Source organism: Bovifimicola ammoniilytica (assembly GCF_025567085.1).
Classification (GTDB): domain Bacteria; phylum Bacillota; class Clostridia; order Lachnospirales; family Lachnospiraceae; genus Bovifimicola; species Bovifimicola ammoniilytica.
In genome coordinates, this window is record NZ_JAOQJN010000004.1 from 13,633 (window position 1) to 40,517 (window position 26,885).

The 26,885-nt window shown below is 31.7% G+C and carries 24 protein-coding genes; 20 read left to right on the top strand and 4 right to left on the bottom strand.

What is annotated here, in order from left to right; translation table 11 throughout:
- Positions 1–79 precede the first annotated feature (79 nt).
- From OCV48_RS05790 to OCV48_RS05825, 8 genes are all read left to right on the top strand, one after another.
- Positions 80–694, top strand: a complete 615-nt coding sequence (locus tag OCV48_RS05790; RefSeq protein WP_021983752.1) for a hypothetical protein — start codon at positions 80–82, stop codon at positions 692–694.
- Positions 672–1,475 carry a hypothetical protein gene (locus OCV48_RS05795; RefSeq protein WP_021983751.1) on the top strand — a complete coding sequence of 268 codons (804 nt, stop codon included), beginning with the start codon at positions 672–674 and terminating at the stop codon, positions 1,473–1,475. Before OCV48_RS05790 ends, OCV48_RS05795 begins: the two co-directional genes overlap by 23 nt.
- Positions 1,465–3,048: an ATPase, T2SS/T4P/T4SS family gene (locus OCV48_RS05800; RefSeq protein ID WP_021983750.1), complete on the top strand. Its 1,584-nt coding sequence runs from the start codon at positions 1,465–1,467 to the stop codon at positions 3,046–3,048. Before OCV48_RS05795 ends, OCV48_RS05800 begins: the two co-directional genes overlap by 11 nt.
- Complete coding sequence (locus OCV48_RS05805) at positions 3,029–4,651, top strand: hypothetical protein (RefSeq protein ID WP_147591393.1); 1,623 nt, start codon at positions 3,029–3,031, stop codon at positions 4,649–4,651. The genes OCV48_RS05800 and OCV48_RS05805 overlap by 20 nt, the downstream gene beginning before the upstream one ends.
- A gap of 261 nt (positions 4,652–4,912) precedes the next feature.
- Positions 4,913–5,362: a hypothetical protein gene (locus tag OCV48_RS05810; RefSeq protein ID WP_021983748.1), complete on the top strand. Its 450-nt coding sequence runs from the start codon at positions 4,913–4,915 to the stop codon at positions 5,360–5,362.
- A 2-nt stretch (positions 5,363–5,364) separates the two neighbouring features.
- Positions 5,365–5,517, top strand: a complete 153-nt coding sequence (locus tag OCV48_RS05815) for a hypothetical protein (RefSeq protein ID WP_021983747.1) — start codon at positions 5,365–5,367, stop codon at positions 5,515–5,517.
- 133 nt (positions 5,518–5,650) lie between these two features.
- Entirely contained in the window at positions 5,651–6,172 is a 522-nt protein-coding gene (locus OCV48_RS05820) for a hypothetical protein (RefSeq protein ID WP_021983746.1), read from the top strand.
- On the top strand, positions 6,159–6,746 hold the full coding sequence (locus OCV48_RS05825; protein WP_021983745.1) for a hypothetical protein: 588 nt from the start codon (positions 6,159–6,161) through the stop codon (positions 6,744–6,746). The genes OCV48_RS05820 and OCV48_RS05825 overlap by 14 nt, the downstream gene beginning before the upstream one ends.
- A gap of 153 nt (positions 6,747–6,899) precedes the next feature.
- On the opposite strand, the gene OCV48_RS05830 is transcribed toward OCV48_RS05825, so the two are convergent.
- A complete protein-coding gene (locus OCV48_RS05830; RefSeq protein WP_021983744.1) occupies positions 6,900–8,177 on the bottom strand; it encodes an HlyC/CorC family transporter in 1,278 nt (425 codons plus the stop codon).
- A 243-nt stretch (positions 8,178–8,420) separates the two neighbouring features.
- Here OCV48_RS05830 and OCV48_RS05835 point away from each other — a divergent pair, with 243 nt between their 5' ends.
- The 7 genes from OCV48_RS05835 (at position 8,421) to OCV48_RS05865 (ending at position 16,587) form a co-directional block, all read left to right on the top strand.
- The gene (locus OCV48_RS05835; protein WP_021983743.1) at positions 8,421–8,780 is read left to right on the top strand and encodes a TIGR04086 family membrane protein; all 360 of its coding nucleotides are present in this window, start codon (positions 8,421–8,423) and stop codon (positions 8,778–8,780) included.
- A 69-nt stretch (positions 8,781–8,849) separates the two neighbouring features.
- The gene (scfA, locus tag OCV48_RS05840; protein WP_021983742.1) at positions 8,850–8,990 is read left to right on the top strand and encodes a six-cysteine ranthipeptide SCIFF; all 141 of its coding nucleotides are present in this window, start codon (positions 8,850–8,852) and stop codon (positions 8,988–8,990) included.
- Between the two features lie 98 nt (positions 8,991–9,088).
- Positions 9,089–10,450, top strand: a complete 1,362-nt coding sequence (gene scfB, locus OCV48_RS05845) for a thioether cross-link-forming SCIFF peptide maturase (protein WP_021983741.1) — start codon at positions 9,089–9,091, stop codon at positions 10,448–10,450.
- 109 nt (positions 10,451–10,559) lie between these two features.
- The gene (locus tag OCV48_RS05850) at positions 10,560–12,827 is read left to right on the top strand and encodes a protein translocase subunit SecDF (RefSeq protein ID WP_021983740.1); all 2,268 of its coding nucleotides are present in this window, start codon (positions 10,560–10,562) and stop codon (positions 12,825–12,827) included.
- 92 nt (positions 12,828–12,919) lie between these two features.
- Positions 12,920–14,770 carry a single-stranded-DNA-specific exonuclease RecJ gene (gene recJ / locus OCV48_RS05855; RefSeq protein WP_147591394.1) on the top strand — a complete coding sequence of 617 codons (1,851 nt, stop codon included), beginning with the start codon at positions 12,920–12,922 and terminating at the stop codon, positions 14,768–14,770.
- An 84-nt stretch (positions 14,771–14,854) separates the two neighbouring features.
- Positions 14,855–15,379: an adenine phosphoribosyltransferase gene (locus tag OCV48_RS05860; protein WP_021983738.1), complete on the top strand. Its 525-nt coding sequence runs from the start codon at positions 14,855–14,857 to the stop codon at positions 15,377–15,379.
- A 17-nt stretch (positions 15,380–15,396) separates the two neighbouring features.
- Positions 15,397–16,587 (top strand): D-alanyl-D-alanine carboxypeptidase family protein, encoded by a 1,191-nt coding sequence (locus OCV48_RS05865; RefSeq protein ID WP_021983737.1) that lies wholly within the window; start codon positions 15,397–15,399, stop codon positions 16,585–16,587.
- A gap of 98 nt (positions 16,588–16,685) precedes the next feature.
- Here OCV48_RS05865 and OCV48_RS05870 read toward each other — a convergent pair whose 3' ends face one another.
- Both OCV48_RS05870 and OCV48_RS05875 read right to left on the bottom strand, forming a co-directional pair.
- Positions 16,686–17,534 (bottom strand): PHP domain-containing protein, encoded by an 849-nt coding sequence (locus OCV48_RS05870; RefSeq protein WP_021983736.1) that lies wholly within the window; start codon positions 17,532–17,534, stop codon positions 16,686–16,688.
- Positions 17,534–19,168, bottom strand: coding sequence for an ABC-F family ATP-binding cassette domain-containing protein (locus OCV48_RS05875; RefSeq protein ID WP_147591395.1), 1,635 nt, complete (start codon positions 19,166–19,168; stop codon positions 17,534–17,536). Before OCV48_RS05875 ends, OCV48_RS05870 begins: the two co-directional genes overlap by 1 nt.
- Before the next feature lie 268 nt (positions 19,169–19,436).
- Here OCV48_RS05875 and OCV48_RS05880 point away from each other — a divergent pair, with 268 nt between their 5' ends.
- Together OCV48_RS05880 and OCV48_RS05885 are read left to right on the top strand one after the other, a co-directional pair.
- Complete coding sequence (locus tag OCV48_RS05880; protein WP_147591396.1) at positions 19,437–21,311, top strand: alpha-amylase family glycosyl hydrolase; 1,875 nt, start codon at positions 19,437–19,439, stop codon at positions 21,309–21,311.
- Positions 21,292–21,993 carry a TraX family protein gene (locus OCV48_RS05885; protein ID WP_021983733.1) on the top strand — a complete coding sequence of 234 codons (702 nt, stop codon included), beginning with the start codon at positions 21,292–21,294 and terminating at the stop codon, positions 21,991–21,993. Before OCV48_RS05880 ends, OCV48_RS05885 begins: the two co-directional genes overlap by 20 nt.
- Positions 21,994–21,995: 2 nt before the next feature.
- Here OCV48_RS05885 and OCV48_RS05890 read toward each other — a convergent pair whose 3' ends face one another.
- Entirely contained in the window at positions 21,996–23,231 is a 1,236-nt protein-coding gene (locus OCV48_RS05890; protein WP_262559212.1) for a CapA family protein, read from the bottom strand.
- A 185-nt stretch (positions 23,232–23,416) separates the two neighbouring features.
- Between OCV48_RS05890 and OCV48_RS05895 the strand changes: the two genes are divergently transcribed.
- The 3 genes from OCV48_RS05895 (at position 23,417) to OCV48_RS05910 (ending at position 26,768) form a co-directional block, all read left to right on the top strand.
- Positions 23,417–24,247 (top strand): pyridoxamine kinase, encoded by an 831-nt coding sequence (locus OCV48_RS05895; protein WP_021983731.1) that lies wholly within the window; start codon positions 23,417–23,419, stop codon positions 24,245–24,247.
- 50 nt (positions 24,248–24,297) lie between these two features.
- Entirely contained in the window at positions 24,298–25,572 is a 1,275-nt protein-coding gene (locus tag OCV48_RS14045; RefSeq protein WP_147591398.1) for a Maf family nucleotide pyrophosphatase, read from the top strand.
- Positions 25,573–25,721: 149 nt separating this feature from the next.
- The gene (locus OCV48_RS05910) at positions 25,722–26,768 is read left to right on the top strand and encodes a peptidylprolyl isomerase (protein ID WP_021983729.1); all 1,047 of its coding nucleotides are present in this window, start codon (positions 25,722–25,724) and stop codon (positions 26,766–26,768) included.
- Positions 26,769–26,885 lie beyond the last annotated feature (117 nt).

A 26,885-nucleotide genomic window follows, 5' to 3' on the forward strand; every position in this document is an offset into this window, starting at 1 on the left:
TAAAATATCAGGAATATGGAGGGACTATACGAAAAAGAAGAAGATAATATGTTTTGGAAATGAGTATAAGGACTATGTTATGTATTGTGCATTTATACTTAATAATATGGGATATAGGATATTGGTAAATGACTGGAGTAATACAAAGGAATTATCACATGTAATATCGCACAATGATTATTCAAACACGATAAGAACATATAGAAATATAGATTTTAATTTTTCGTATGATGAATTAAAAGGCTATGACTATGTAATAACATATATAACAGAGTATGATACGATTGCAGGCAGACTTGATATATCGGGTTATTGCTATATGATTATAAATTCCTCTGTATATAAGAATAGTATTTTTAAATGTGAGAATATAATAAGGAAATTTAAAGGAGATATTATATTTATAATAAGGGACCGAATAGGTAGTATTGGAAGAAAATATATTGGGAAATTTATGATATCATCAGATAAAATTTTGTGTATGTATGAGGTAAAATTTGATGAATATGATAAGGAATATCAATATGGAATGGATTATGATGGGTTGATTGAATTTAAGTATCTGTCAGATGATTTATGCAAAGCATTAGTTAAAAGTATTTCCATTATAAGTGGAAGAAGTCAGAATATTGTAAAAAAAGCATTAAAATGGGCGAAAGGGGGCAAGGTATTTGATAATAGGTTTTTGGAGTGAGAAACCGGGAAGAGGTTCATCTACATACAATATGATTGCCGCAGGTCTTGGAATTTCTGAAAGATGCAATAAACGTGTTATTCTTATGCAGGGCAAACATGATTATAACAGGATTGAATATGCATTTACACCATATGATGATGAGAGTGTAATGAAAGAGGATTATGGATATTATAATTATGGAGGTATGGATTCTATAATTAGTAAGTTAGAAAATAATATTTTAACTGAGAAGGAATTTAATAAAGAGATAATCGCCATAAGGAATACAAATCTGTGCTATATATTATCAGGTAAAGGCAGGAATAATACCGAATTTCAGAGTAGATTTCTAAAATGCTATGATAAATATATAGAATTTCTAAAGAATTCCAATGATATCTGTATGATAGAATTGGATAATAATCTTCAGTATGTGAATAGCGAGAAGTTTAATAAATTCGATGTTTTTATAGTTAATCTTCCCCAGGACATTAAATCATTACATAAAATTGTAAAGAACAAAGATGTAATGAACAAAGCATTATTTATTGTGGGTAACTACGATGTCAATTCAGAATATAATCTGAATAATATCCGCAGAAAATATGGTATAGACGAGAAAAGAATATGTGCCATACCTTATAGTGTGAAATTCAGGGATGCTGTATGCAGTGGTAGAAGCCAGGAATTCTATGAAAGGCATATGGAGAAGAAAAAAGGAGACAGTGAATACGAATTCATAAGGGCGATAGAATGTATGACGAAACTTATAATGGAGAGGTGCTTAAGTGGAGAATAAACATAAGGAAAAATTAACTATTGAAAAATTAATAGAGACAATAAATGAAGAAATTAATGGAATATTAAGAGCAAATCTATATGAAATAGGATTAAATGATGAGGAGTTAAAAAGGTTAAGAATAAGAAAAAGAGAACTTAGAAGTGCTTTGAAAAACTGTGGAGTAGGTGATATATATTCAAAGGAGTATATAAAGGCAGCAATTAAGAATATTCTGCTGGATAAACTTCATATAAGTGAGGATGATATTTCAGATATAATATGCTTTAATAAACTTTCAAAACTGTCCATAAAAGATAAATTTGATATTGTATTATTTCAATATAAGAAGAAATATAAGTATGATGGTTTTATTAAAATGGCTGATGAATTTGGTTTGCTTGAACCAATACATACTGCCAATGGACTAAAATATGAGATTTCCAAAGAAGATGTAGAAGATATTTTCAATAGTGTTTATGTGCATAAACCCTTTGAAGAAAAACTTGATATTCTAATACAGAGAATTTATGAGAGATATAGAGGACTTGGAGTAATCGATGAATTAAGGGATATGAAGATTGATGGAATATCAGGGGGAGTTTCCGGAAGAGACGGAGATTATCACAGTGTATGGGCATTTATACGAGGTAAAACTGTACATATATCATTCCTGGATTTTGAAAGCGAAGATGAATTAGAAAGAATATGTATGAATATATACAGGTACAATCATCCGGGACAGTTATCGATGACAAGAGGATATATTGTAAATGAGATGAAAGACCATTCAAGAGTTGTAGTCGTACGTCCACCTTTTGCAGAAAGTTTTGCATTCTTCGTTAGAAAGTTCGATACAATTGAACATAAAGATTTAAGAGAACTTATAACAGATGATAATAATGAAATAGTTATAAGTGTGCTCAAATGGATCGTAAAAGGGTGTCAGGTATGTGGAATTACAGGAGCACAAGGAAGTGGAAAGACTACGTTATTAATGGCTTTAATTGCATATATACCACAGACATATACTTTGCGTATACAGGAGTTAGCTTTTGAATTACATCTAAGAGATGTATATACGGACAGAAATATTCTGACATTTCAGGAAACTGATTTTATTTCAGGGCAAGAAGGGTTGGATTTACAGAAGAAAACAGATGGAGTGGTTAATATATTAGGTGAAGTGGCTTCAGCACCGGTTGCATCATGGCTTGTCCAGATGGCAATGGTAGCTTCACTATTTACAATGTTTACTCATCATGCAAAGACGACAGAAAGCTTGATAAAATATCTAAGAAATTGTCTGCTTACAGATGGTTCATTTAGAAATGAAAAAATAGCAGAAGAGCAGGTCGTTGATGTTATAAGATTTGACATACATATGGAGAAAGATATAAATGGACACAGATATATTGAAAGAATATCAGAGATTGTTTCAGAGAATGGCTCATATAAGATAGTTGACATTGTTAAATATGACAATGGTAGATATGTTAAAAAAGCGGATTTTTCGCAGAAAGTAATGAAGAATATGGTATTGCATATGACTAAAGAAGAGGGGAAAGAATTTATTGAAGAATATGGTGTATAAGCTAATAAAAAATAATATATTTACAAAGAGTATGGTTAATGTAATAGAGGAGAGAATGTCGATTATTTATCCGGGAAATAAAGAGAAGGTAGTTGATGTGACTTTGAAAGAAATACTAAAAATAATAATTATTAACATTTTAGTAGTTTCTATAATATTGCTTTATGGAAAAACAAATATATTTTATGTGTTTATGAGTTTTATGATTATGTATATGTTATCTAAAAATAAAGTGTATTCGAAATTCAATATGCTTGATATAAAGTTATTAAAGCAATTTGAAAAATTTCTACAGGATGTAAGATTTAAGTTTAAATATGATGGAATGATTGACGAGGCACTACAGGAAGCATTACAGAACTCAGATTATGAAATGTATCTCCAGGGAAATCTTCTACTTGAAAGTCTGAATGATAAGGAGTCTGATAGTTATACATATGTAGATATTGCACCTAACAGTTTCTTTATGACATTTTATGCTTTATGTGTAACAGTAAAAAGATATGGAGATAAAATAAAAAATGATAAATCATTATTTATTATGAATTTATCATTTTTAAAAGATGATATTAATACGGAGATATTGAAACGGGAAAAAATAAATGCAATGTTTATGGGATTAACAGGTATAATTGTAATTCCTTTGTTTGCAATAAAATCAATATGCATATGGGGAATAAGAAATATTCCGCAACTAACGGATTATTATAATGGAGTAATTGGCAAGCTGACAATTGTTATTATAACAGTTATAACATTAATTATATTTAATATAGTTATGAAATTAAAATATCCAATAGACTTTGATAATAATAAAAGCCTATGGATTAAGGAACTACTTGATATAAAATGGGTTGATGAACTAATTATGCAGCACATTAGTAAAAATTATAAGAAATATTATAGAATGGATATGTTCTTAAAATCTATAGTGTATAAATACAACGTTAAAGAATTTTTAATATGTCGGATTTTCAAAAGTATAGGTACGTTTATTTTAAGTACGGTTTTGATTATAAGTATGGGAATACATAAAATAGGTATATTAGGTGTAGGCATTTCAGTTTTACTTATAGCTTGCGTAACAATATGTACATATAATTATGAATATATGATGTTATTAATCAGAGAAAAGCTTCTTAAGATAAGCAGGGAAGAAGAAATTGTCAGATTTCAGTCAGTCATATTAATACTTATGTATATGGACAGAGTATCTATAGAAGTTATCTTAGAATGGTTAGAAAGATTTGCGATAGTATTTAAAAATAATATTGAAAGAATAGCAGATACACTTGTATACAAAGGAATAAAGGTATTTGATGATGCAAAAGATGACGTTGCATTTTTGCCTTTTGAGAGACTTATGGATTGCTTTATAGCAAGTGACAGGATTGGAATAGAGAAATCCTTTTCGGATATTTTATCAGACAGGGCTTATTATGTGGAAAAGCATAAACAGGAGAATGATCTGATTATTAATAATAAAGCATTAATTGCCAAATTTATATCATTTATTCCGATATGTATTGTAATTTGCTTTGTGTTAGTAATACCTTTTGTATATCAGGGATTAAGGCAGATACAATCATTTACATTAATTTAGATATATATTCAGTTATTTAGAGGTTTTTAAAGTGACAGCAGAATAAGTTATATTTGAATAATAGATATTTAAATATATAAAATAAAAAAAATAGTAAGAAAAATAAAAATAGTAAAATGAAAGGAAGGCTAGTCTTATAAAATGCAGTATATATTGATTGTTTAATAATATGGCAAGTTGCATAAAAGTGTAGATTAGATGATTAATAGTATAAGATAACGGGATAGTATCATTTATATAGGACTATGTAAAGGTGAAAATATGGAGAATAGTTTAAAAGCATTAATTTTAGCAGCAGGAACAGTAATAACTTGTGTTGTAATTACATTAGGATTTTATTTGTCTAAAGAAGCACAATCAACCGCCAGTACGGGGACAAGTAAAATTGGAAAAATTAATTCAGAGTTTGCAGAAAATGATAAGACAATGTATGACAATGTGACTGTGTCAGGAAGTGAAGTAGTAAATGCAATAAAAAAATTAGATGGAGAATTTGTGGGTATAAACGTTATTACAAATAATTCCAATGATTTCTATGGCTATCAGTTTGATATCTCATCGGGAGAAATAATGATGAAAAGTACTAAAAGTTACAACCAGGCAATTTCTTCATCGGCTTCTAATTATATAAATCCATACGCGAGCTTCAAAGGAAAGGTTATCAGAAATGGAAACAATGTAATTACCGGGGTAAAATTCGAACAGGTATAAATATGGAAAATAGCATAAGAATGTTTTATCAGGCATTAGGTGTTATATTGTTCATAATTGCATTAAGTATTCTTTTTAATATTGACAGGCTTATGGAAAAAGAATACAGATATATTCAGTATTCTGATAGATATAGAGAGGTTAGTGTAAAATAATTGTGATATGGATCAATTATTTCACATAGCTATTTGTGCAACAGATATCACAAATAGCATTTATCGCAGAGCCAAATATGACATTTGGTTCGCGATTCCTCGGGCAATTTATGCCTGTAGAATGGAGATTAGTATGGAGGAGATTTATTCAAAAGTTGTGGCTATTATTATAGGTTGTATAGCATTATTTATTGTTCCGGTAAAAATATTGTCGTGGAGACAGGATAATATGCAGCAGACATATATTTTAACTGAGACAATATGTTTTGTTGACAGTGTATGTAATAAGGGAATCTTATATAGTGATTTATATATAGATTATCTGAATAAAATCCAAAAGTCAGATAAGATTTATAAAATAAAGTTACAACATATAAAGAATTCAAAGAATAATATCGAAAATTCGGAGAATAGTTCCCAAAATCCAAATAATAGTGAAAATATAGAAAATAGTTTTGAAAAAATAAATAGTGAGATAGAAGATATAGATAGTCAATCAATTGATATTGATTATACAGAGCAGATATTAGAAGAACTTAAGACTGATGGAAGTCATAAATTTTTAGAAAATGATATATTCAGAATTGAAGTGGTTGATAATAGTGATAATGTAGTGGTGTTTTATGGAGGGTGTATAAAAGATGAAGATTACTGATTATGCAATCCTCTTTCTGGGAATTATATTATCATTTTGCGTTATATATGAGTTTAAGGATCAGATGGCTTTCAAGAAGATTATCTGTGATGAAGAAATTAATAAGGCAGTAGATAATTCGGTAGTTATGGCATTGAAAAGCGGATATACAAAAGATATAGATAATAAGTGTGAAATTGATTTAGAAATAACTAAAAATGTATTAAAAAAAACATTAGCAGAGTTGTTATATGGAGATATTAAAGAATATAATAAAGACAGAATAACTAATAGAATAATTGCATGTATAGTAGTAGATGAGGATGGATATTATACATTAACCAATAATAAATGGAGTGATAAAAATATATTTGGCAGCAGTTCACATAGTGGAAAAGTGCAGGAAATTGAAGAAGTTTTGGAAGAGAGGCTGGATAATTACATATATAGAATACTTTTACCTGAAAATAGTGGAGAAATATTTGCACAGACAATATCAGATTATTCATTATTAGTTGTATATGAGACCCAGAGAATGGTATATGATGATGTAATATATAGTGGTTGTATATTATCAGGTGCAGCAATAAAATAAATAACTCAAACTTCGCGCATACATAATAGAATTAAATCATCTGTATTAAACAAATTTGCATATAAAAAAATATCCGATGAAATAATTAAAAATAGCAATAGTTAATATTAATCTATTTATAAGTAGTGTATTTTCATCGGATAATATATAAAATTATTTGTCGTTATTAGGTGGAGCAGCGGGTGTGAAAATTGTAATTTCTACAGTATTAATTCTCATTTTATCCATTGATATTACTTTAAGAGAGACATTGTCGATAATGATTTTATCTCCCGGTGTAGGAAAACGATCCAATTTCTCAATGATAAGACCACCGATTGAATCATATTCGTCAGAATGTAGCCTGAGTCCAAGACGGTCATTTAAATCTGAAATTTTAATGTGGCCTTCTATAAGATATTTGTTGTTTGAGATTTCTCTTACATCATCTTCATCATCTATATCGTATTCATCATGAATTTCACCAACTATTTCTTCTAAGAGGTCTTCAAGTGTTATAAGACCTGAAGTGACACCATATTCATCAAGTACGATTACAATGTTTACAGAAGTTTTTTTCATTTCCATCATTAATTCAGAAATTTTCTTCCCTTCATATGTGTAGAAAGCAGAACGGAGGTAATTTCGGATATCAAATATATGTTCAGGATTGTATAAAAGTAAATCTTTCATATTTATGATTCCAATTACATTGTCAGTAGTATCCTGATAAATAGGAATTCTTGTATATTTTTCCTTTCTGAAAATCTGTATTAACTCATCATATGTACTATTGATATCTGCCATTGTCATATCAACTTTTGGAACCATTACATCGGATGCAATTGCATCACCAAAATCAAACACATTGTTAATCATCTGTTTTTCTTCTTTTTCAATAACACCTTCTTCGTGGCTGACATCAACAATTGTTCTTAATTCTGTTTCTGTAATTGAAGACGTCTTAGCATCAGGATTAACACCTAATAGTCTCATTAGAGAATTAGCGAGAAAATTTATGACAAATATAAAAGGTGTTAAAATATACATAATCCCGTATATTACTTTGGCATAAGCTAAAGAAAGTTTTAATGCATTAATTGTAGCAAGTGATTTAGGCGTAATTTCGCCAAAGATTAAGACAAGTATTGTAAGTATTCCAGTTGCAAAACTTATCGCATATTCGCCAAACATCTTCTGTGCAAGAAGTGTTGCAAGAGCTGAAGCAGTAATGTTTACGAGGTTATTACCTATTAATATTGCACTTAACATCTTGGATTTGTTTTCTATAATTTTGTTAACTAAGATTGCCTTTTTATTACCCTCTTCAATGAGTGAACGTATCTTTATATTACTTACAGTAATAAATGCCGTTTCTGCTGATGAGAAGAAGGCAGATAATAAAAGTAAAACGATTAGAACTAATAAAAGTGTTATTTCTGAACTACTCAATTTTGATTCTCCTTAATTTTTTGCTTTTTGAATTCAGATATATTTATAATAGATATATATCCAATATATGAATTAAACATATTGAAATGTTCAAGGGAATTTTAACCTAAAATTAAAAAGGTGTAAAGTGTTTTGTACTAATTTATTAAAATATGAAATATAATTATAGTAAATAAAATTAAAAAAATATATATTTTGCCGGAGCTTATAAAAATAAAAGAGTTATTAATCAGGAGGAAGAGAGTGAAAAATAAAATAGTTCCTATAATCAAGACAATAGTTTTTATGATTATATCTACAACAATTATGATTTTATTAATGACATTATTATTTTATAAAACGGAAATTGATGAAAATGGCATAAGAATAGGTGCTATTATTACATATTATATTACAACATTTATAGGTGGTTTTATATTTGGAAAAGTAAATGAGAGTAAGAAGTATCTGTTTGGACTTATGATAGGTGCAGTATATTTTGTATTGTTGATAATATGTTCGGCAATGTCTGGAAGTGGTGGAAATATGTTTTCGGGCAGAATGATTATTGCTATGATTAGTTGTCTGACTGGAGGAATGTTAGGTGGAATGATTAGTAATTAAAAAAAACTTTGAATTATTCGTGATTTATGTTATAATAATCCAAGTTAAAGAATTAAAGGAGGATTTTCCATGAAACACGTAAAGACTTTAAGCACAAGAACTTTAAAAGAGACAATGAAAAAAGGTGGTTGTGGAGAATGTCAGACATCATGCCAGTCAGCATGTAAGACATCTTGTACAGTTGGAAATCAGAGCTGTGAAAACAAATAATTCACCTTATAAAGAATTATAAAAATGATAATTCTAAATAACAGAGCCGGTGCTTGCATTGACTCTGTTATCGTGCGTTAGAAAGGTAAGGTAATATTGTGATTCATCAATATAAAAATAATGGATATAATATTGTATTAGATGTAAATAGCGGTTCTGTACATGTAGTAGATGATGCCTGTTATGATGTAATTTCACTTTATGAAGATAATTCAAAAGATGAGATTATGAATAAATTGAAAGACAACTATTCAGAAGATGTGATTAGTGAAGCTTATGATGAGGTAAAGGAGTTAGCAGACTCTGAGTTATTATTTACGGAAGATGTTTATAAACAATACATAACAGATTTTAAGAAGAGAAAGACAGTCGTAAAAGCATTATGTCTTCATATTGCACATGATTGTAACCTTGCATGCAAATATTGTTTTGCAGAAGAGGGAGAATATCATGGAAGAAGAGCCTTAATGAGCATTGAGGTTGGTAAAAAGGCAATAGATTTTCTGATTGCTAATTCAGGTAACAGAAGAAATCTTGAAGTTGACTTCTTTGGAGGAGAGCCTCTTATGAACTGGGAGGTTGTCAAAGAAATAGTTAGATATGGACGTTCTAAAGAAGAAGAATATAATAAGAATTTCAGATTCACATTGACAACGAATGGCGTATTACTTAATGATGAAGTAATGGAATTTGTCAATAAAGAGATGTCAAATGTTGTGCTTAGCTTAGATGGTCGTAAAGAAGTAAATGATGAGATGAGACCATTCAGAAATGGAAAAGGAAGTTATGATTTAATTGTTCCTAAATTCCAAAAACTTGCAGATAGCAGAAATCAGACAAATTATTATGTAAGAGGTACATTTACACATAATAATCTTGATTTTTCAAATGATGTAATTCATTTCGCAGATTTAGGTTTTAAGCAGATGTCAATAGAGCCGGTTGTAGGTGAAGATGATGAAAAATATGCTATAAAAGAAAAGGATCTTCCAGTGATAATGGAAGAATATGATAAGCTTGCAAAAGAATTTATTAAGAGAAAGAAAGAGGGAAATGGATTCAATTTCTTCCATTTTATGATTGACTTAGAACAGGGACCATGTGTTGCAAAGAGATTGTCAGGTTGTGGTTCAGGAACAGAATATCTTGCAGTAACTCCATGGGGAGATTTATATCCATGCCATCAATTTGTTGGACAAGATGAATTCCTTTTGGGAAATGTGTTCGAGGGAATCAAGAAGCAGGAAATCTGCGACGAATTTAAAATGTGTAATGTATATGCTAAAGAAAAATGTCAGGACTGTTTCGCAAGATATTATTGCAGTGGAGGCTGTGCAGCAAATTCATATAAGTTCCATGGTTCGATTACAGATGCTTATGACATCGGTTGTGAAATGGAGAGAAAAAGAGTTGAATGTGCAATTATGATTAAAGCAGCATTAGCAGATGATTCAGAATAGAGTAATAATTTAGAAATAACATGAAATAACATGAAGTAATAAGAAGTAATAAGAAACAATAGGAAGTAGTAAAAAAATCATAAAGAAAAATAAGAGAAAGGAAAAAGTGATGAAACATAGTAAAGTAAAAAGTACAGTCGCATTTATTGTAACATTGATACTTATTGTTGCAGTAGGACTTGTATCGGGATTCGGTGTAGGCTCACATAACATCGGTGCAGCCAAAAACATAATACTTGGTCTCGACCTTAAAGGAGGCGTAAGTGTTACCTATAAAGTAAAGGATAAGGACTTTACAAAAGAGCAGTTAAACGATACTAAATATAAGTTAGAGAAGCGTGTAGCTCAATTTAGTACAGAATCAGAGGTCTATTCAGAGGGTGATGATAAAATCACAGTTGATATTCCTGGTGCCTATGATGCCCAGGCAGTATTAGAGGAGCTTGGTAAACCTGGTTCATTAATGTTTGTTACAGAAGCTGATGATAGTTTCCAGGGTGATGATACATATCCTTTATATGAGACAAAAGATGGTAAGAGATATAAAGTATGGGTATCAGGTGATGAGATTGCAGATGCACAGGGACAAGCAAGATCATCTGAAACAACTAATGCAACACAGTATGTAGTTACACTTACAATGACAAAGAGTGGTACAACTAAATTTGCAGAAGCAACAAAAGAAAATTATGGTAAAACAATTTCTATTCTGTATGATGATGAAATAATCAGTTCACCAAAAGTTAATGCTCAGATTAGTGATGGTGAAGCAATAATTGAGGGACAGGAATCAATGGAAGCAGCTAATAACCTTGCTTCAACAATAAGAATTGGTTCTCTTAGTCTTGAACTTGAAGAGATAAGTTCAAAAGTAGTTAGTGCAAAACTTGGTAATGATGCTATTGAGACAAGCTTAATTGCTGGTTTAATTGGTTTAATAATCGTAATGGCATTTATGATTATTGTATACAGAATTCCTGGTGTAGTTTCAAGTATTGCTTTAGCATTATACACAATTATGGAATTACTTGTATTAAATGGCTTTGATTTAACACTTACATTGCCTGGTATAGCAGGTATTATCTTATCAATTGGTATGGCGGTAGATGCTAACGTTATTATTTACGCAAGAATTAAGGAAGAACTTGCTACAGGTAAGACAACAGATTCAGCTATAAAGATTGGTTTCAAGAAAGCAACTTCAGCAATCGTAGATGGTAACATTACTACATTTATAGCATCATTAGTGCTTATGTGGAAGGGTTCAGGTCCTGTTCAGGGATTTGCTAACACACTTGCAATTGGTATTGTTTTATCAATGTTTACAGCAATGGTAGTTTCAAGATTTATCTTATATCTTATGTATAATATGGGATTTAAAGATAAGAAATTCTATGGTGTTCAGAAAGAAAGAAAAACAATTGATTTCCTTAAGAACAGAGTTATCTGGTTTGCTATTGCTATTGTGGTTATTATAGGTGGCTTAGGTTATATGGCAATAAGCTCAAATAATGGCAACGGAGCATTCAACTATAGTATCGAATTTAAGGGCGGTACAGCTACAACAGTTGAATTTACAGATGATTATACAGTTGATGATTTTAATAACAAGATTAAACCTGAGATTGCAAAGGTTATTGATAGCGAAGATATTCAGGGTCAGAAAGAAACTAATTCTAATAAATTTGTTATTAAGACAACATTCTTAGATGATAATACAAGAGAAGAGATGAAGAATCTTCTTATTGAGAAATTTGGTGCTGTATTACAGGACGGTGAAAATGACTTTGAAGAAACTAACATAAGCTCAAGTGTCAGCGACCAGATGCAGAAAGATGCCATAATAGCAGTAGTGCTTGCAACAATATGTATGTTAATATATATATGGTTAAGATTTAAGAATCTTAAATTCGCAGGCAGTGCAGTAATAGCATTACTTCACGATGTTTTAGTTGTACTTGGTTTTTATGCAGTATCAAGAACAACGGTTGGTACAACATTTATCGCTTGTATGCTTACAATCGTAGGTTATTCAATTAATGCAACAATCGTTATCTTCGACAGAATCAGAGAGAACCTTGCAGAGAAAGCAAATGCAAGAGATGTTGATTTAAAACAGGTTGTTAATGACAGTATTACACAGACACTTACAAGAAGTATCTATACATCATTTACAACATTTGTAATGGTAGCTGTATTATACGTTTTAGGTGTTGCATCAATAAGGGAATTTGCATTACCAATTATGGTTGGTATCATCGCAGGTGGTTATTCTTCAGTATTTATCACAGGTTCATTATGGTATATGTTATCTAAGAATAAATATGGCAAGAAAACAGATGATAATAAGAATGCAGCAAAAAAGAAAACAAAATAGTATAATTTAAATATTACATGAATTTAAAGCCATTCAACTTAATCTTGAATGGCTTTAATATTTAACATAAGAAGATGATAAAGGAGTTCTCCATGGAAAAATGGTTAATTCAGACCAAGAAAGCAGATTTTAATGGATTAGGTAATAAATTTAATATAAGTCCTGTAATAGCAAGAATTATTAGAAACAGAGATATTATAAGTGAAGAAGAATTTAAGGAATATCTTGATGCAGATATAGAAGAATTATATTCGCCTTTTCTGTTAAAGGGAATGGAAGAAACAGTAAGAATTATCGTAGCCGCCATTAATGATAGAAAGAAAATCAGAGTTATCGGAGATTATGATATTGATGGAATATGTTCAGGTTATATATTAACATCAGGAATTGAAAGATTGGGCGGAATAGTTGATTTTGATGTGCCAGAGCGTATTGTAGATGGATATGGTCTAAATGAAAGACTGATTAGAAAGGCATATGATGATGGGATAGAGCTTATAATAACCTGTGATAACGGAATTGCAGCATCATCACAGGTTAAATTAGCTAAACAACTAGGAATAAATATAGTGATTACAGACCACCATGAGGTTCCATTTGAGATTACTGAGGGAGGTAAGATATATATACTTCCTGAAGCTGATGCTGTAATAGACCAGAAACAGCCTGATTGCACATATCCATTCAAAGAATTATGTGGTGCCGGAATTACCTATAAGGTAATTGATGCAATATATGAATCGGTTTATTTGAATGGAACATATACAATAGATGTTGCGAATGATGTAAAATCAGAGGATATAATATCTAAAGAAGAATTTATGCGTGAATTTCTTGTATTTGCGGCAATTGCAACTGTGGGGGATATTGTTGACCTGGTAAGTGAGAACCGTACAATTGTTAAAAATGGGTTAAAACATATAAATGATATTGATAATAAAGGTCTTAAGGCATTAATTGAAGCTAATGAATTAACAGGCAAGGTTATTAGCAGTTATCATATATCATTTATAATTGGCCCATGTATAAATGCAGGTGGTCGCTTAGATACAGCGAGGAAAGCATTTGAACTATTTAGATGTACATCGGAAAATGAAGCAGTGATAAAGGCTATTGAATTGAAGGATATTAATGATGAACGTAAGGAGATGACAGCATTTTATACAGAAAAGGCATTAGATATTTTAAAAAATGATGATAGATATAAAAATCAGAATGTGATAGTTGTATATCTTCACGATTGTCACGAAAGTCTTGCAGGAATTATAGCGGGAAGAATTAAGGAAATATATTATAAACCTGTATTTGTGCTTACGGACTGTGAGGAAGGTGTTAAAGGTTCAGGACGTTCCATAGAGGGATATTCAATGTATGAAGAAATGGTTAAGGCAGATACCAGATTCAGACAGGAAAATACAACAGATGAGCATTTATTTATAAAATATGGTGGACATAAGATGGCAGCAGGCTTATCCATTGATAAAGACAGAATAGACATTTTCAGGGAATATCTTAATTCTAGTGATGGAATTACTGAGGATATGTTAGTTGAGAAAGTATGGATAGATGTGGCATTGCCATTTGAATATTTATCTTTTGATTTTATAGAACAGCTTGATATATTAGAACCGTTTGGAAGAGCTAATGAAAGACCTGTATTTGCAGAAAAATGCAGAATAAACAGAATAAGGGTATTTGGTAAAAACAGAAATGTCATATCATTAAGTGTCAGAAATGAGGCAGGAACAACGATAGATGCAACCTGCTTCGAAGAAGAAGTAGTATTTATGGACTATTTAAAGAATAAATTCTCTGAAACTGATGTGGATAATGCATTAAATGGAAGAGAAAATAATATCAGATTAAGTATAATTTATTATCCGGAGATAAATGAATATCGTGGATTTAAGAATATTAGAGTTGTTATTAAGCGTTATTCGTGATAAAATTATATATAATGTGCTAAAAAATAGAAATTAAAGATAAATGCAAAATGCATAAATATAAGTTGAAAGGAAGTAAATGTCATGAAAAAAATTGAAGAATACGTAAGGAGTATTAATGATTTTCCGAAAGAAGGAATTATTTTCAGAGATGTAACAAGTGTATTACAGGATGCAGACGGATTACATTTAGCAATAGACAGCATGCAGGATCTTGTTAAGGACATTGATTTTGATGTAGTAGTAGGACCTGAATCAAGAGGCTTTATATTCGGTGTGCCTATCGCATATAATTTAAATAAGGCATTTGTACCTGTCCGTAAAAAGGGTAAACTTCCATGTGAGACAATTTCAATGGATTATGATTTAGAGTACGGAAAGGCTACCATTGAGATGCATAAAGATTCTATTAAGCCTGGACAGAAAGTTGTAATTATCGATGATTTAATTGCAACAGGTGGAACAATCGAAGCTATTATTAAGTTAGTAGAGCAGCTTGGCGGTGAAGTAGCAGGAATATGCTTCCTTATGGAATTACAGGGGCTTAACGGAAGAGACAAGCTTGATGGATACAGAGTAGAATCTGTAATTAAATACGAGGGCAAATAAGAGGGGCATTAAATAAAATGGCATCATACAGACGAGTATCAAGGAGACAGGCATCAGGCTACAGAGCATCAAAGAGGATGTCATCAAGACAATACCGACGATTAAAACGCAGAATACAATGTGTAATAAGGTGTACAATTTTACTATTCATATTGATAGGAATAATTTTTGGAATAGTATCTGGGATAAAAAGCTGTACATCAAAACACAAGAGTAATAGGTTAAAAGATGTAAAAGCTGCGACAAGTGGTGAAGTTGCTGATAATTCAGAAGATAATAATACTGTTAATACTGGTAATACTGGTAATCAAGAAGATAATAATAAATTGGCAAATGCGGTTAAATATCCTGAGAAAGCTGAGAACTATACGGAATTAACTTCTGCAGAACTTTTAAGTCCATATATAGCTGTAATTGATGTGACTAACAATAAGCTTGTAGCGGGAAGAAACGCAGAAGCAAGAATATATCCTGCTTCCATGACAAAGGTAATGACATTAATTGTAGCAGTGGAAAATGTTAAAAGTATGGACGATAAATTCACAATGACAAGTGAAATTATAGATCCATTATATAGAGACAGTGCTTCTAGAGCAGGCTTTGAGCCTGGCGAAGAGGTAACGGCAAGAGACTTAATGTATGGATTAATTCTTCCATCAGGTGCAGACGGTGCAGTAGGGTTAGCACAGATGATAGCAGGAAGTGAAGAAGCATTTGTTGAACTTATGAATAAGAAGTGTGAGGAACTTGGACTTAAGAATACACATTTTACGAATACCTCAGGATTACATAATGAGAATCACTATACAACCCCTGTAGAAATGGCGATGATACTTGAATATGCAATGAACAATGAGACTTGCGCAAAGATATTATCAACATATCAGTATACAACTGAAGTTACAGAGAAACACCCAGAAGGAATACTTCTTACAAGCACTATGTTCAGCAGAATGTATGGTAATGAGGTTCCGGGAGTTGAGATAAAAGCAGGTAAAACAGGATATACACAGGAAGCAAGACATTGCCTTGTAAGTTATGCTGAAAGTGACGGCAGTAAATACGTAGCAGTTACAGCAGGAGCTGAGGGTAAATGGAATGTAGTATATGATGATTTCAAACTTTATGGAGATTTCTGTAAAGGTGCAGGTAAAGAGACAGAAACGACCGGAGAAACAGAATCGCAGTCACAGACGGCACAATCATAGCATATGAATTTATAATAATAAATTCAGAAAAATAAAAAGGTCGGTACAATACCACATTTAAATAAAATGCATATTGTACCGGCCTTTGTAATATGAATTTAAGCATTTAAAATATTAGAAAGTAGTTTCTCAGGGACTTTGAGGTCACCATATCCAATACCTAAATCTAATGTAGGTTTTGCAAGCCCATGGAAATCAGAACCGCCTGTTATAAATAAACCATATTTTTTGGCAAGTTGTTTCATTCTGCTCTCATCATTCCATTTATTAGAGGAATAAATAGCTTCTATACCCTGTAAGCCATTCTCTTTTAATAAGGCAACAAGAGAATCTAATTCTGCCTCACTAAAATGATAGAGAAGTGGGTGTGCAAGCACCGCTTTACCATTTGCTAAATGTATTAGTGAAATGGCATCTATAACATTTATTCGCGTTCGTGGAACATAACATGGACAACCGGGATTTAGGTATTTCTTGAAAGCGATATCCTTATCTTTAACATAACCACATTCAACAAGCATAATTGCAAAATGCGCTCTTGTTATTACCGCGTCTTTAAAACGTTCATTTAACTGTTCTTCTGTAATCTTAAAGCCGTGTTTATTAAGAAGTTCAATCATTTTGACATTTCTTTCGGCTCGGATATTTCTAAAATATCCAATTTTCTCCTGAAATTCCTTATTACGGTAGTCGATATTAAGTCCAAGAATATGTATATCCTTACCTTTATATTCAGCGGATAATTCAATTCCGGGAATAACCTTTATAGGAGAAAAATCATTTATTAATTCAGCCTCGTTAAGGGCCTCGTCAATTCCTGCAGTAGTATCGTGGTCTGTAAGTGCGAAAGCGATAAGACCTTTTTCAATTGCATAATGTACAAGCTCTGATGGTGTATAAGAACCATCAGAGGCTGTTGAGTGTACATGTAAATCAATATAATTCATTAATTATCACTATCCTGTTCGTCTGTAGAATAAACCTGACGTTTTCTTGCCATTTCATCACTTTCAAGATATTCGTCATAAGTTGTGATCTTGTCAATTAATTTACCATTTACAATTTCCATAATTCTGTTAGCAGTAGTCTGTACTATCTGGTGGTCTCTTGAAGAGAAGAGAATAACACCTGAGAATTTAGTAAGACCATTATTAAGTGCTGTAATTGATTCCATATCTAAGTGGTCAGTTGGCTCATCAAGGATAAGGACGTTAGCACCGCTAATCATCATCTTAGATAATAAGCAACGAACTTTTTCACCACCGGATAATACCTTAACACGTTTCATACCGTCATCTCCGGCAAATAACATTCTTCCTAAGAAACCACGTACATATGTGGCATCTTTAATCTCTGAATATCCTGTAAGCCAGTCAACAATTGTATCATCAGTATCAAATTCCTTAGTGCTGTCTTTCGGAAAATATGCCTGAGTTGTTGTAATTCCCCATTTATAGTTACCTTCATCAGGTTTCATTTCACCTGTGAGAATCTTGAATAAAGTAGTTTTAGCGGCTTCATTTGCACCGACGAAAGCAACTTTATCTTCACGGCCGATAATAAATGAGATATCATCAAGGACTTTTACACCATCAATAGTCTTAGATAAATGTTCAACAGTAAGAACTTCATTACCGATTTCACGATTAGGACGGAAATCAATATAAGGATATTTTCTGCTTGATGGTTTAATATCATCTAATTCGATTTTCTCAAGGGCTCTCTTTCTCGAAGTAGCCTGCTTAGATTTAGAAGCATTAGCACTGAAACGCTGGATGAAGTCCTGTAATTCCTTAATTTTCTCTTCTTTCTTCTTATTAGCTTCTTTCATCTGTTTGATAAGTAACTGGCTTGATTCATACCAGAAGTCATAGTTACCTGCGTATAACTGAATCTTACCATAATCTATATCTGCAATCTGTGTGCAGACTTTATTTAAGAAATATCTGTCATGAGATACAACAATTACTGTATTCTCAAAATTAATTAAGAACTCTTCTAACCATGCAATTGCATCTAAGTCAAGGTGGTTAGTAGGCTCATCGAGAAGAAGAATATCAGGATTACCAAATAATGCCTGTGCAAGTAATACTTTGACTTTCTCACTACCTTTTAATTCTTTAAGATATTTGTAATGGAGGTCTGTTTCAATTCCAAGACCATTAAGTAAAGTAGCTGCATCAGATTCAGCTTCCCAACCATTTAAAGTTGCAAATTCCTCTTCTAATTTACCAGCTTTGATACCATCTTCCTCTGTAAAATCTTCTTTAGCATAGATAGCATCTTTTTCTTTCATTATCTCATAAAGACGGGCATTACCCATAATAACCGTATCTAAAACAGGGTATTCATCATATTTGAAGTGGTCCTGCTGTAAAAATGAAAGACGCTGACCCGGTGTAATGACGATTTCACCATTAGTAGATTCTAACTGTCCTGATAAAATCTTAAGGAAAGTAGACTTTCCGGCACCATTTGCACCAATAAGCCCATAGCAATTGCCTTCTGTAAATTTAATGTTTACATCTTCGAAAAGAGCTTTTTTACCAATTCGAAGGGTAATGTTATTTGCACTAATCATTGTAACCTCATTTCTGAATTATATACGAATTCCTATTTAATAATCTTATATGACAAAAAGCCATTCAGTACCTATTTTACAGTAAATCAGTTAATTTGCAAGCCAAATTTAAAAAATATACGCGTAAACAGTACAAATTAATAGATTATTCTAAAAATTATGGTATAATGTACATAATTAATGACAATATTAGAGAAATACTGGAAGAAAAATTCCTGGTTATGGATTAGTCAGGACAAATATAGGTTAGTTAAGTTGGAGGCTAGAAATGACAAAATCATATGAAATAGACTACAAAGTTAAAGTAGGAATTCCAATGCCATTAGGTGCAATGAAAACAAATGATGGAATTAACTTTGCGGTTATGGTACCAGGAAAAGAAGATACAAGGTGTTCAATAATATTATATAGAAAAGGGACGTTAGAAATCGTAACAGAGATCGTATTTACAGAGGAGATGAAGTTTGGTAAGGTATATGCAATGTGTATACAGGGAATTGCAATTTCAGAATTTGATTACAATTATCGGATTGGTAATAAAGTAATTACTGATCCATATGCGAAAATGATTAATGGAACTAAGATATTTGGTGAAAATGATAATAAAGTTAAGACTTCAGCAGTATATAATGATAAATTTAACTGGGATGGTGATGTAAAACCTACAATAGAATTCTCAGATAGTATTATATATAAGCTGCACGTAAGAGGTTTTACGAAACATAGATATTCAAAAGTTAGGAAAAAGGGTACATTTGCTGGAATTGTTGAACGAATTGACTATCTCAAGAGCCTTGGAGTAACAATGGTAGAGCTTATGCCCGCATATGAATTTAACGAGAATTCACATATGAAGAACGGTAAAGTCAATTACTGGGGATATACAGATGCAGATTATCTTATGCCAAAGGTTGCTTATTCTTCTAGAAAGGATGGAAAGAGTGCAATCTATGAATTTAAGTCAATGGTTAAGGAATTGCATAAGAATAATATAGAGGTATGTATGGAATTCTCGTTTGATAAGGAAATAACACCGAATTATATGATTGATTGCTTCAGACATTGGGTTATAAATTATCATATTGACGGAATACATTGTAATATGAGCGATGATATAAGAGGTGCAATAAGTTCAGATCCATATTTGGCGGATACAAAAATCATAAGTTATGGTTTTGAAAATGATGATTTCTCAACACATAAGCATTTAGGAGAATCTAACAGGGTATTTATGAATATAGCGAGAAAGTTCTTAAAGGGCGATGAGGGACAGGTAAATGATATGGCATTCAGAATACGTTATAATAAAGACTTTGCTGCACCGGTTAATTATTTCGCAAGCAACGATACATTTACAATGATGGATATGGTATCGTATGCAGTTAAACATAATGAAGAAAATGGTGAATATAATAAAGACGGTATCGAGGAGAATTATAGCTGGAATTGTGGATATGAGGGTGAAACTAAGAGAAAATCTGTGGTTAATTTAAGATGGAGACAGCTTAAAAATGCGATATGTCTGTTAATGCTTAGTCAGGGAACACCTATGATTTATGCAGGAGATGAGTTTGGCAATTCGTGTGGAGGCAATAATAATCCATATTGTCAGGATAATGATACATCATATATTGACTGGAGATTAGCAAAGAAGAATGAGAAATTCTTGGAATTCGTAAAAAAAGTCATAGAATTCAGAAAGGCGCATAATATTTTACATATGGAGAAACCTATGCAGTTAAAGGATTACCGCTCACTTGGTATGCCTGATATGTCATTTCATTCAGATAAGACATGGAGTTTAGAATATGATGTATTAAGACGACAGTTCGGAGTAATGCTATATGGAAAATATTGTAAAATAGCAGGAAAAGAACCAGAAGAAAATATATATATGGCATTCAATATGCATTGGGAGACAAAACATTTAGGACTTCCAACAGCAGGTAAGAATAAGGAGTGGAAACAGGCATTTTGTACTGATGAGGAATATAGTGCCGAGATAGAAGATGGTAAAACGAAGCTTGCAAGAACTATAAAAGTTCCTCCAAGATGTGTACTTGTACTTGTAAGTGAGGACGCTCCTGAAACCGAGAAAACGGAAATAAAAGGTTATAAAAATCATGGAAGAAAGAAAGCATAGACTAAAAATATTTAATTCATTTCATTTAAAATTAATAGCCGTAATTACAATGACGATAGACCATATTGGGGTAGTTTTGATGCCACAGTATGGTTTTTTGAGGATTATAGGCAGAATTGCATTTCCAATATACTGCTTTATGTTAGTAAATGGTTTCTTTTATACGAAGAATATAAGAAAATACATTGGAAGAATGTTAATATTTGCAGTAATATCAGAACCGTTTTTTGACTGGGCAATTTTCGGGAAAATATATGTAAAATCATATCAGAATATCTATTTTACTCTATTAACAGGTTTAATAATGTTAGAATGTATTGAGTTCATAAGGAAGCACCAGTTTAATGAACTCAAACTTATTTCATATGTATTAGAGGGAATAATTGTAATATTAGCCTGTGGGGTTGCAATATTCATAAGAAGTGACTATGAATTCTATGGAATATTGATGATATATTGGTTCTATGCATTGAGATTTAATAAGGTATTAATGGGATTATTTGAAGCATATACAAATATGGAATTAATCGGAGGAGTACAGGGCTTTGCTGTACTCGCACTAATTCCAATATATATGTATAACGGGAAAAAGGGCTATAATAAAAGTAAGTGGCTGTTCTATGCTTATTATCCGTTACATTTACTGATTATTGGATTAATAAGGCAGATATTATTCTTCTGACACTAAGAATGAGTAATATTGCCTTCATAATCAAACGTTACATTAAAGGATACTCTGTTAAGAAAATCATAGAATTCTTTAACACCGGTATCGTCAGTTTCTGAGGTGTAGTAACTTTTACTTCCACAGGGAAGAAATGAAATCTCGCAGGTATTATCCTCTTTAATCTTACAGGTAAGAACGGTAGTGCGTGAATAATAATTGCTGAATAAAAAGTTACCCATACTGTAGACGATAGGAATGTTGTTATAGAATTCCACACCCTGCATAACGTGAGGGTGGCTTCCTATTACTAAATCTGCACCTGAATTAATGTAGTCGTATGCCATATTTCTCTGGTAATCAGCAGCGACCTCCTGGCGTTCAATTCCCCAATGAGCATATACAATTACGAAATCACATATTTCTTTGGCTTTTCTTATCTCTTCACAAAGTGCAGTATCATCATAAGTTGTGAATACTCCCGGCCTTGCAGCATGGTCAGAAGTTTCATTAAGGGCATACCAGCTTCCATTTGGTACAACCCGGGAAGCAGCGAGAAAACCAATGGTTTTACCATTAATTTTATAAGTAATCAGCTTTTTGGCACGTTCTAAGTCTTTACCGGCACCAATATAATCAATTCCATATTCATCAAGTGTAGAAAATGTGTCAACCAGTGCATCTTGTCCATAATCTAAGATATGATTATTAGATATTGAAACTATATCAACTCCCATATCATTGAAAATCTTTGCACGTTCAGGAGGAACACAGTAAGTATATTCTTTGCCTGCTTCAGGAGTTCCACGATTACTAAATGGAAATTCTTCATTTATAAATGTTATATCTGCATTTTTAAGAATATCCGCTATCTTAGGCGAGATAAAGCCTGTAACACCCGATTGTAAATAAGCATTATAGAGATTGTCGGCTAAAAGAATATCTCCTGTAAATGCGAGATTTATATCTGTATATGGTTTATCTGGCTCAGAATTATTAACTGACTGATTAGGAATATCAGTTGAAATGGTACTATTGTCAGAAGTATTAGTATCAGAATTGATGATATCGGAATTATTTCCATTGATAACAATTTCGTTATCAGTTGAATTAGTATTGTCGGAATTAATGGAAGATGCTTCATCAGTATCTTTAACTGTTGAATTACGATTAACCTTTACATCTTTAAGAAATACCATAACTAATATGATAATCAGGATAGTTATAACGGCAATAATATTTTGTCTTTTACTCATTCGGTTTTCTCCTTTGGAAATATTAAGTGTCAGGTTAGAAAATTCTTGTATCTGTAAGTATAATAACATATGGCAGGTGAATTTAAAAGCGGATAATTATGTTTACTAATTATCGTATTTGTTGTAAAATAAAGCTGATTTATGATAAAAATTTTGAATTATATTATATTAGGAATGGAGCATATATGTCGCATAACAATCAGAAGAAAATTGCAGTAATTAATGATTTCACTGGATTTGGTAAATGCTCAATAGCTGTATCATTGCCAGTTATTTCGGCACTTAAGGTACAATGTTGTCTTGTACCTACATCTATTTTCTCTAATCATACTGCTTATCCCGAGTATTTTTTTGATGATTATACGGATAAGATGGAAGAATATATTGATAATTGGAAGAAATTAGGTTTGGAGTTCGAAGGGATTTCAACAGGTTTCTTAGGCGATGCCAAACAGATTGAAATAGTTAAAAGTTTTATCAGATATTTTAAGAAAGATAATACTGTAGTGATAGTTGATCCGGTTATGGGCGATTATGGCGTTAAATATGCAACATATACTGAGGATTTGTGCAGACGTATGAAAGAATTAGTTGAGCAGGCAGATATTGTAACACCGAATATTACGGAGGCATGCATTTTAACTGGAAATGATTACGATAAAGTTATAAATGATGATGTAGAAATTGCAAAGATGGCAGAAAAAATATCTGCATCAGGACCTAAGAAAGTTGTAATTACGGGAATTAACAGAGAAAATTATATTTGCGATTATGTATATGAGAAAAATGTAACGAACGAATTTCTTAAGAGTGTAAAAGTCGGTGGAGAGCGTTCGGGAACAGGCGATATATTTTCAGCAATTATATCGGCAGATGCCGTAAATAACGTAGAATTTAAGACTTCGGTGGAAAAGGCTTCTAAATTCATAAGAGAATGTCTGGTTATATCGGAGGAAAGAGATATTCCTAAAGAGGATGGAGTATGTTTCGAGGACATACTAACCACATTGAGATAGTGATAAATTAACAGGAAATGTAAGAAAAGTAGAAAGAAAGGATAAATTTTATGATAGATATTATACTTGCTTCAAAGTCACCAAGACGTAAGGAATTACTAGAACAGATTGGTATACAGTTCAGATGTATGCCAAGTTCGAAAGAAGAGATAATAACAAAGGTGGTACCGGAAGAGGTAGTCAAGGAATTATCAGAACAGAAAGCAAGAGATATAGAAAGCCAGCTTGAGATAAAAGGTGATACAGTTATTATAGGTGCAGATACAATAGTTGCTTTTGATGATAAAATTCTTGGTAAGCCATCCGATAAGGAAGATGCCGTTAATATGCTTAGTTCCATATCAGGTCATAAGCATCAGGTATATACAGGCGTTACTATGATATATTTGTCAGGAAATGTCAGAAAAGAGATTACATTTAAGGAAAAGACAGATGTATTTGTAAGAAATTTATCTAAAGAAGATATTTTTGAATATGTGGCTACAGATGAACCTATGGATAAGGCAGGAAGTTACGGTATTCAGGGAAAATTCGCTAAATATGTTGAGAAAATAAATGGTGATTATAACAACGTGGTTGGTTTACCAGTTTCAAGATTATTTAATGAAGCAAGAGAACATTTTGGAATTGATTTAGTAACAGGTAGAAGAAAACCTATGGATAAGGTGCGTGGTGCAATATTTGATTTGGACGGAACTACACTTGATACAGTCGAATCTATTGGTGTCACATTGAATAAAGTCCTAAAAGAGTTAGGATTAAAGGAACATCCTATAGAAGCATTTAAGACATTTGCAGGTGACGGACAGATTGAATTAGTAAAAAGAGCATTGATTGCATCGGGTGATACAGAACTTAAATATTTTGAAAAAGCAATGCAAAGATATATTGAATTATTCAAAGAAGGCTGTACATATAATGTCAAGCCATATGATGGTATAAGAGAGTTATTCGATTATTTCAAGCAAAATGGAATAAAGATTGCTATCTTTTCAAATAAAGAACATATAAATGTCATAAGTATATTAGATTTATTATTTGGCGAAAATTACTTCGATGCAGTGTTAGGACAGAGACCTGACCATCAGAAGAAACCATCAGGTGAGGGAATAGATATAATTCTTGGTAAGTGGTCAGTTTTACCAGAGAATTGTATCTATGTAGGCGATACTAATACAGATATGTTGACAGGTAAGAATTATGGTCTGTATACAATTGGTGTTACGTGGGGCTTTAGAACAAGACAGGAGCTTATAGATGCAAATGCTGACTGTATAGCCGAACATCCATTAGACATTAAAGATATAGCAAATGACAGATATTAATATTATTAGAATGATATTAAATAATATTAGTGAACTACAACATAGTATAGAAATTTAAGATAATACGAAATAATTGTGAAAAATATTGATAGTATAGTGTGAAGAAATATGCTTGTGCAATTGAAAATTATGCATAGTATGGAGGAAAAATGAGAAAAAAATTAGTTAAAGTTATAGCAGTTACATTAAGTGCTTCAATGCTTTTATGTGGCTGCAGTATAGGTGGTAAGAAAATATTTTTATCAACGGGCTTGTCAGATAAAGAATTATTTAAAATAGATGGAAGTGTATTTAGTGTATCCGAAGCAATGTTATATCTTACAACAGAGAAGAACAGATATGAGCAGTCATATGGTACAGATATATGGAGCAAAGATATCTGCGGTGTAACATTAGAAGATTATGTTAAAGATAATGTCAAAAACCAGTTAGCTGAAATTAAAGCTCTTGATTTATTAGCTAAGAAAAATAAGATAAAATTATCAGAAAATGAAAAAGAAAAGATAAAAGAAGATGCTGAAAAATACTTCAATGCACTTACAGATACCGAGAAAAAATATATGAATGTAACATTAGATGATGTTAAAAAAGCATATTCAGATTATAAACTTGCTAATAAAGTCTATACAGAGCTTACTAAGGATATCAATCCTGAAATAAGTGATGCTGATGCGAAAGTAATAAAAGTAGCAAGTATCTATTCTAAGACATATACATTAGATTCTAAGGGAAACAGAGTAGAATATACAGATGAAGAAAAAGAAAAATCTAAAAAAGAAATGCAAAAACTCTTAGATTCCATAAATAATGGAGAAGATTTTATGGAGTTAGCAGCTAATAATACCGATGCTGATAAAGTAGAATATGAATTTGGCAAAGGTGAAATGATACAGGAATTTGAAGATGCGGCATATTCATTAAAGACAGATGAGGTAAGTGGTATCGTAGAAACACCTGACGGATATTATATAATAAAATGTATAAGCGACTATCTTCAGGATAAAACCCAGACTCATAAAGAAGAGATGATAAAAGAAGAAAAGGATAAGCATTTTAAAGAAATCTATGATCCTTTTATAGAGGCGGTATCATCTGAATTCAATGATGATGTGTGGAAAAATATAAAGTTTGAAGATATGAAAGATATAAATGTATCGAATTTCTATACGTGTATGACTGAAGATGCGACGGAATAGATGAATATAGGGAGGTAATAAATTGGAATTTATGGATACTTATCTTAATTTGACAAGTGCAAATAGTAAGTATAAATAAGGTTTATTCGGTCGGCACAGAGCAGAAGTCTATGTTCT

What these genes read in the sequence shown, in the direction of transcription:
- OCV48_RS05790 (WP_021983752.1), top strand. Translation starts at nt 80, where the DNA reads ATGTATTGTGCATTTATACTTAATAATATGGGATATAGGATATTGGTA.
- OCV48_RS05810 (WP_021983748.1), top strand. Translation starts at nt 4,913, where the DNA reads ATGGAGAATAGTTTAAAAGCATTAATTTTAGCAGCAGGAACAGTAATA.
- OCV48_RS05815 (WP_021983747.1), top strand. Translation starts at nt 5,365, where the DNA reads ATGGAAAATAGCATAAGAATGTTTTATCAGGCATTAGGTGTTATATTG.
- OCV48_RS05820 (WP_021983746.1), top strand. Translation starts at nt 5,651, where the DNA reads ATGGAGGAGATTTATTCAAAAGTTGTGGCTATTATTATAGGTTGTATA.
- OCV48_RS05825 (WP_021983745.1), top strand. Translation starts at nt 6,159, where the DNA reads ATGAAGATTACTGATTATGCAATCCTCTTTCTGGGAATTATATTATCA.
- scfA (WP_021983742.1), top strand. Translation starts at nt 8,850, where the DNA reads ATGAAACACGTAAAGACTTTAAGCACAAGAACTTTAAAAGAGACAATG.
- OCV48_RS05850 (WP_021983740.1), top strand. Translation starts at nt 10,560, where the DNA reads ATGAAACATAGTAAAGTAAAAAGTACAGTCGCATTTATTGTAACATTG.
- recJ (WP_147591394.1), top strand. Translation starts at nt 12,920, where the DNA reads ATGGAAAAATGGTTAATTCAGACCAAGAAAGCAGATTTTAATGGATTA.
- OCV48_RS05860 (WP_021983738.1), top strand. Translation starts at nt 14,855, where the DNA reads ATGAAAAAAATTGAAGAATACGTAAGGAGTATTAATGATTTTCCGAAA.
- OCV48_RS05865 (WP_021983737.1), top strand. Translation starts at nt 15,397, where the DNA reads ATGGCATCATACAGACGAGTATCAAGGAGACAGGCATCAGGCTACAGA.
- OCV48_RS05870 (WP_021983736.1), bottom strand. Translation starts at nt 17,534, where the DNA reads ATGAATTATATTGATTTACATGTACACTCAACAGCCTCTGATGGTTCT.
- OCV48_RS05875 (WP_147591395.1), bottom strand. Translation starts at nt 19,168, where the DNA reads ATGATTAGTGCAAATAACATTACCCTTCGAATTGGTAAAAAAGCTCTT.
- OCV48_RS05880 (WP_147591396.1), top strand. Translation starts at nt 19,437, where the DNA reads ATGACAAAATCATATGAAATAGACTACAAAGTTAAAGTAGGAATTCCA.
- OCV48_RS05885 (WP_021983733.1), top strand. Translation starts at nt 21,292, where the DNA reads ATGGAAGAAAGAAAGCATAGACTAAAAATATTTAATTCATTTCATTTA.
- OCV48_RS05890 (WP_262559212.1), bottom strand. Translation starts at nt 23,231, where the DNA reads ATGAGTAAAAGACAAAATATTATTGCCGTTATAACTATCCTGATTATC.
- OCV48_RS05895 (WP_021983731.1), top strand. Translation starts at nt 23,417, where the DNA reads ATGTCGCATAACAATCAGAAGAAAATTGCAGTAATTAATGATTTCACT.
- OCV48_RS14045 (WP_147591398.1), top strand. Translation starts at nt 24,298, where the DNA reads ATGATAGATATTATACTTGCTTCAAAGTCACCAAGACGTAAGGAATTA.
- OCV48_RS05910 (WP_021983729.1), top strand. Translation starts at nt 25,722, where the DNA reads ATGAGAAAAAAATTAGTTAAAGTTATAGCAGTTACATTAAGTGCTTCA.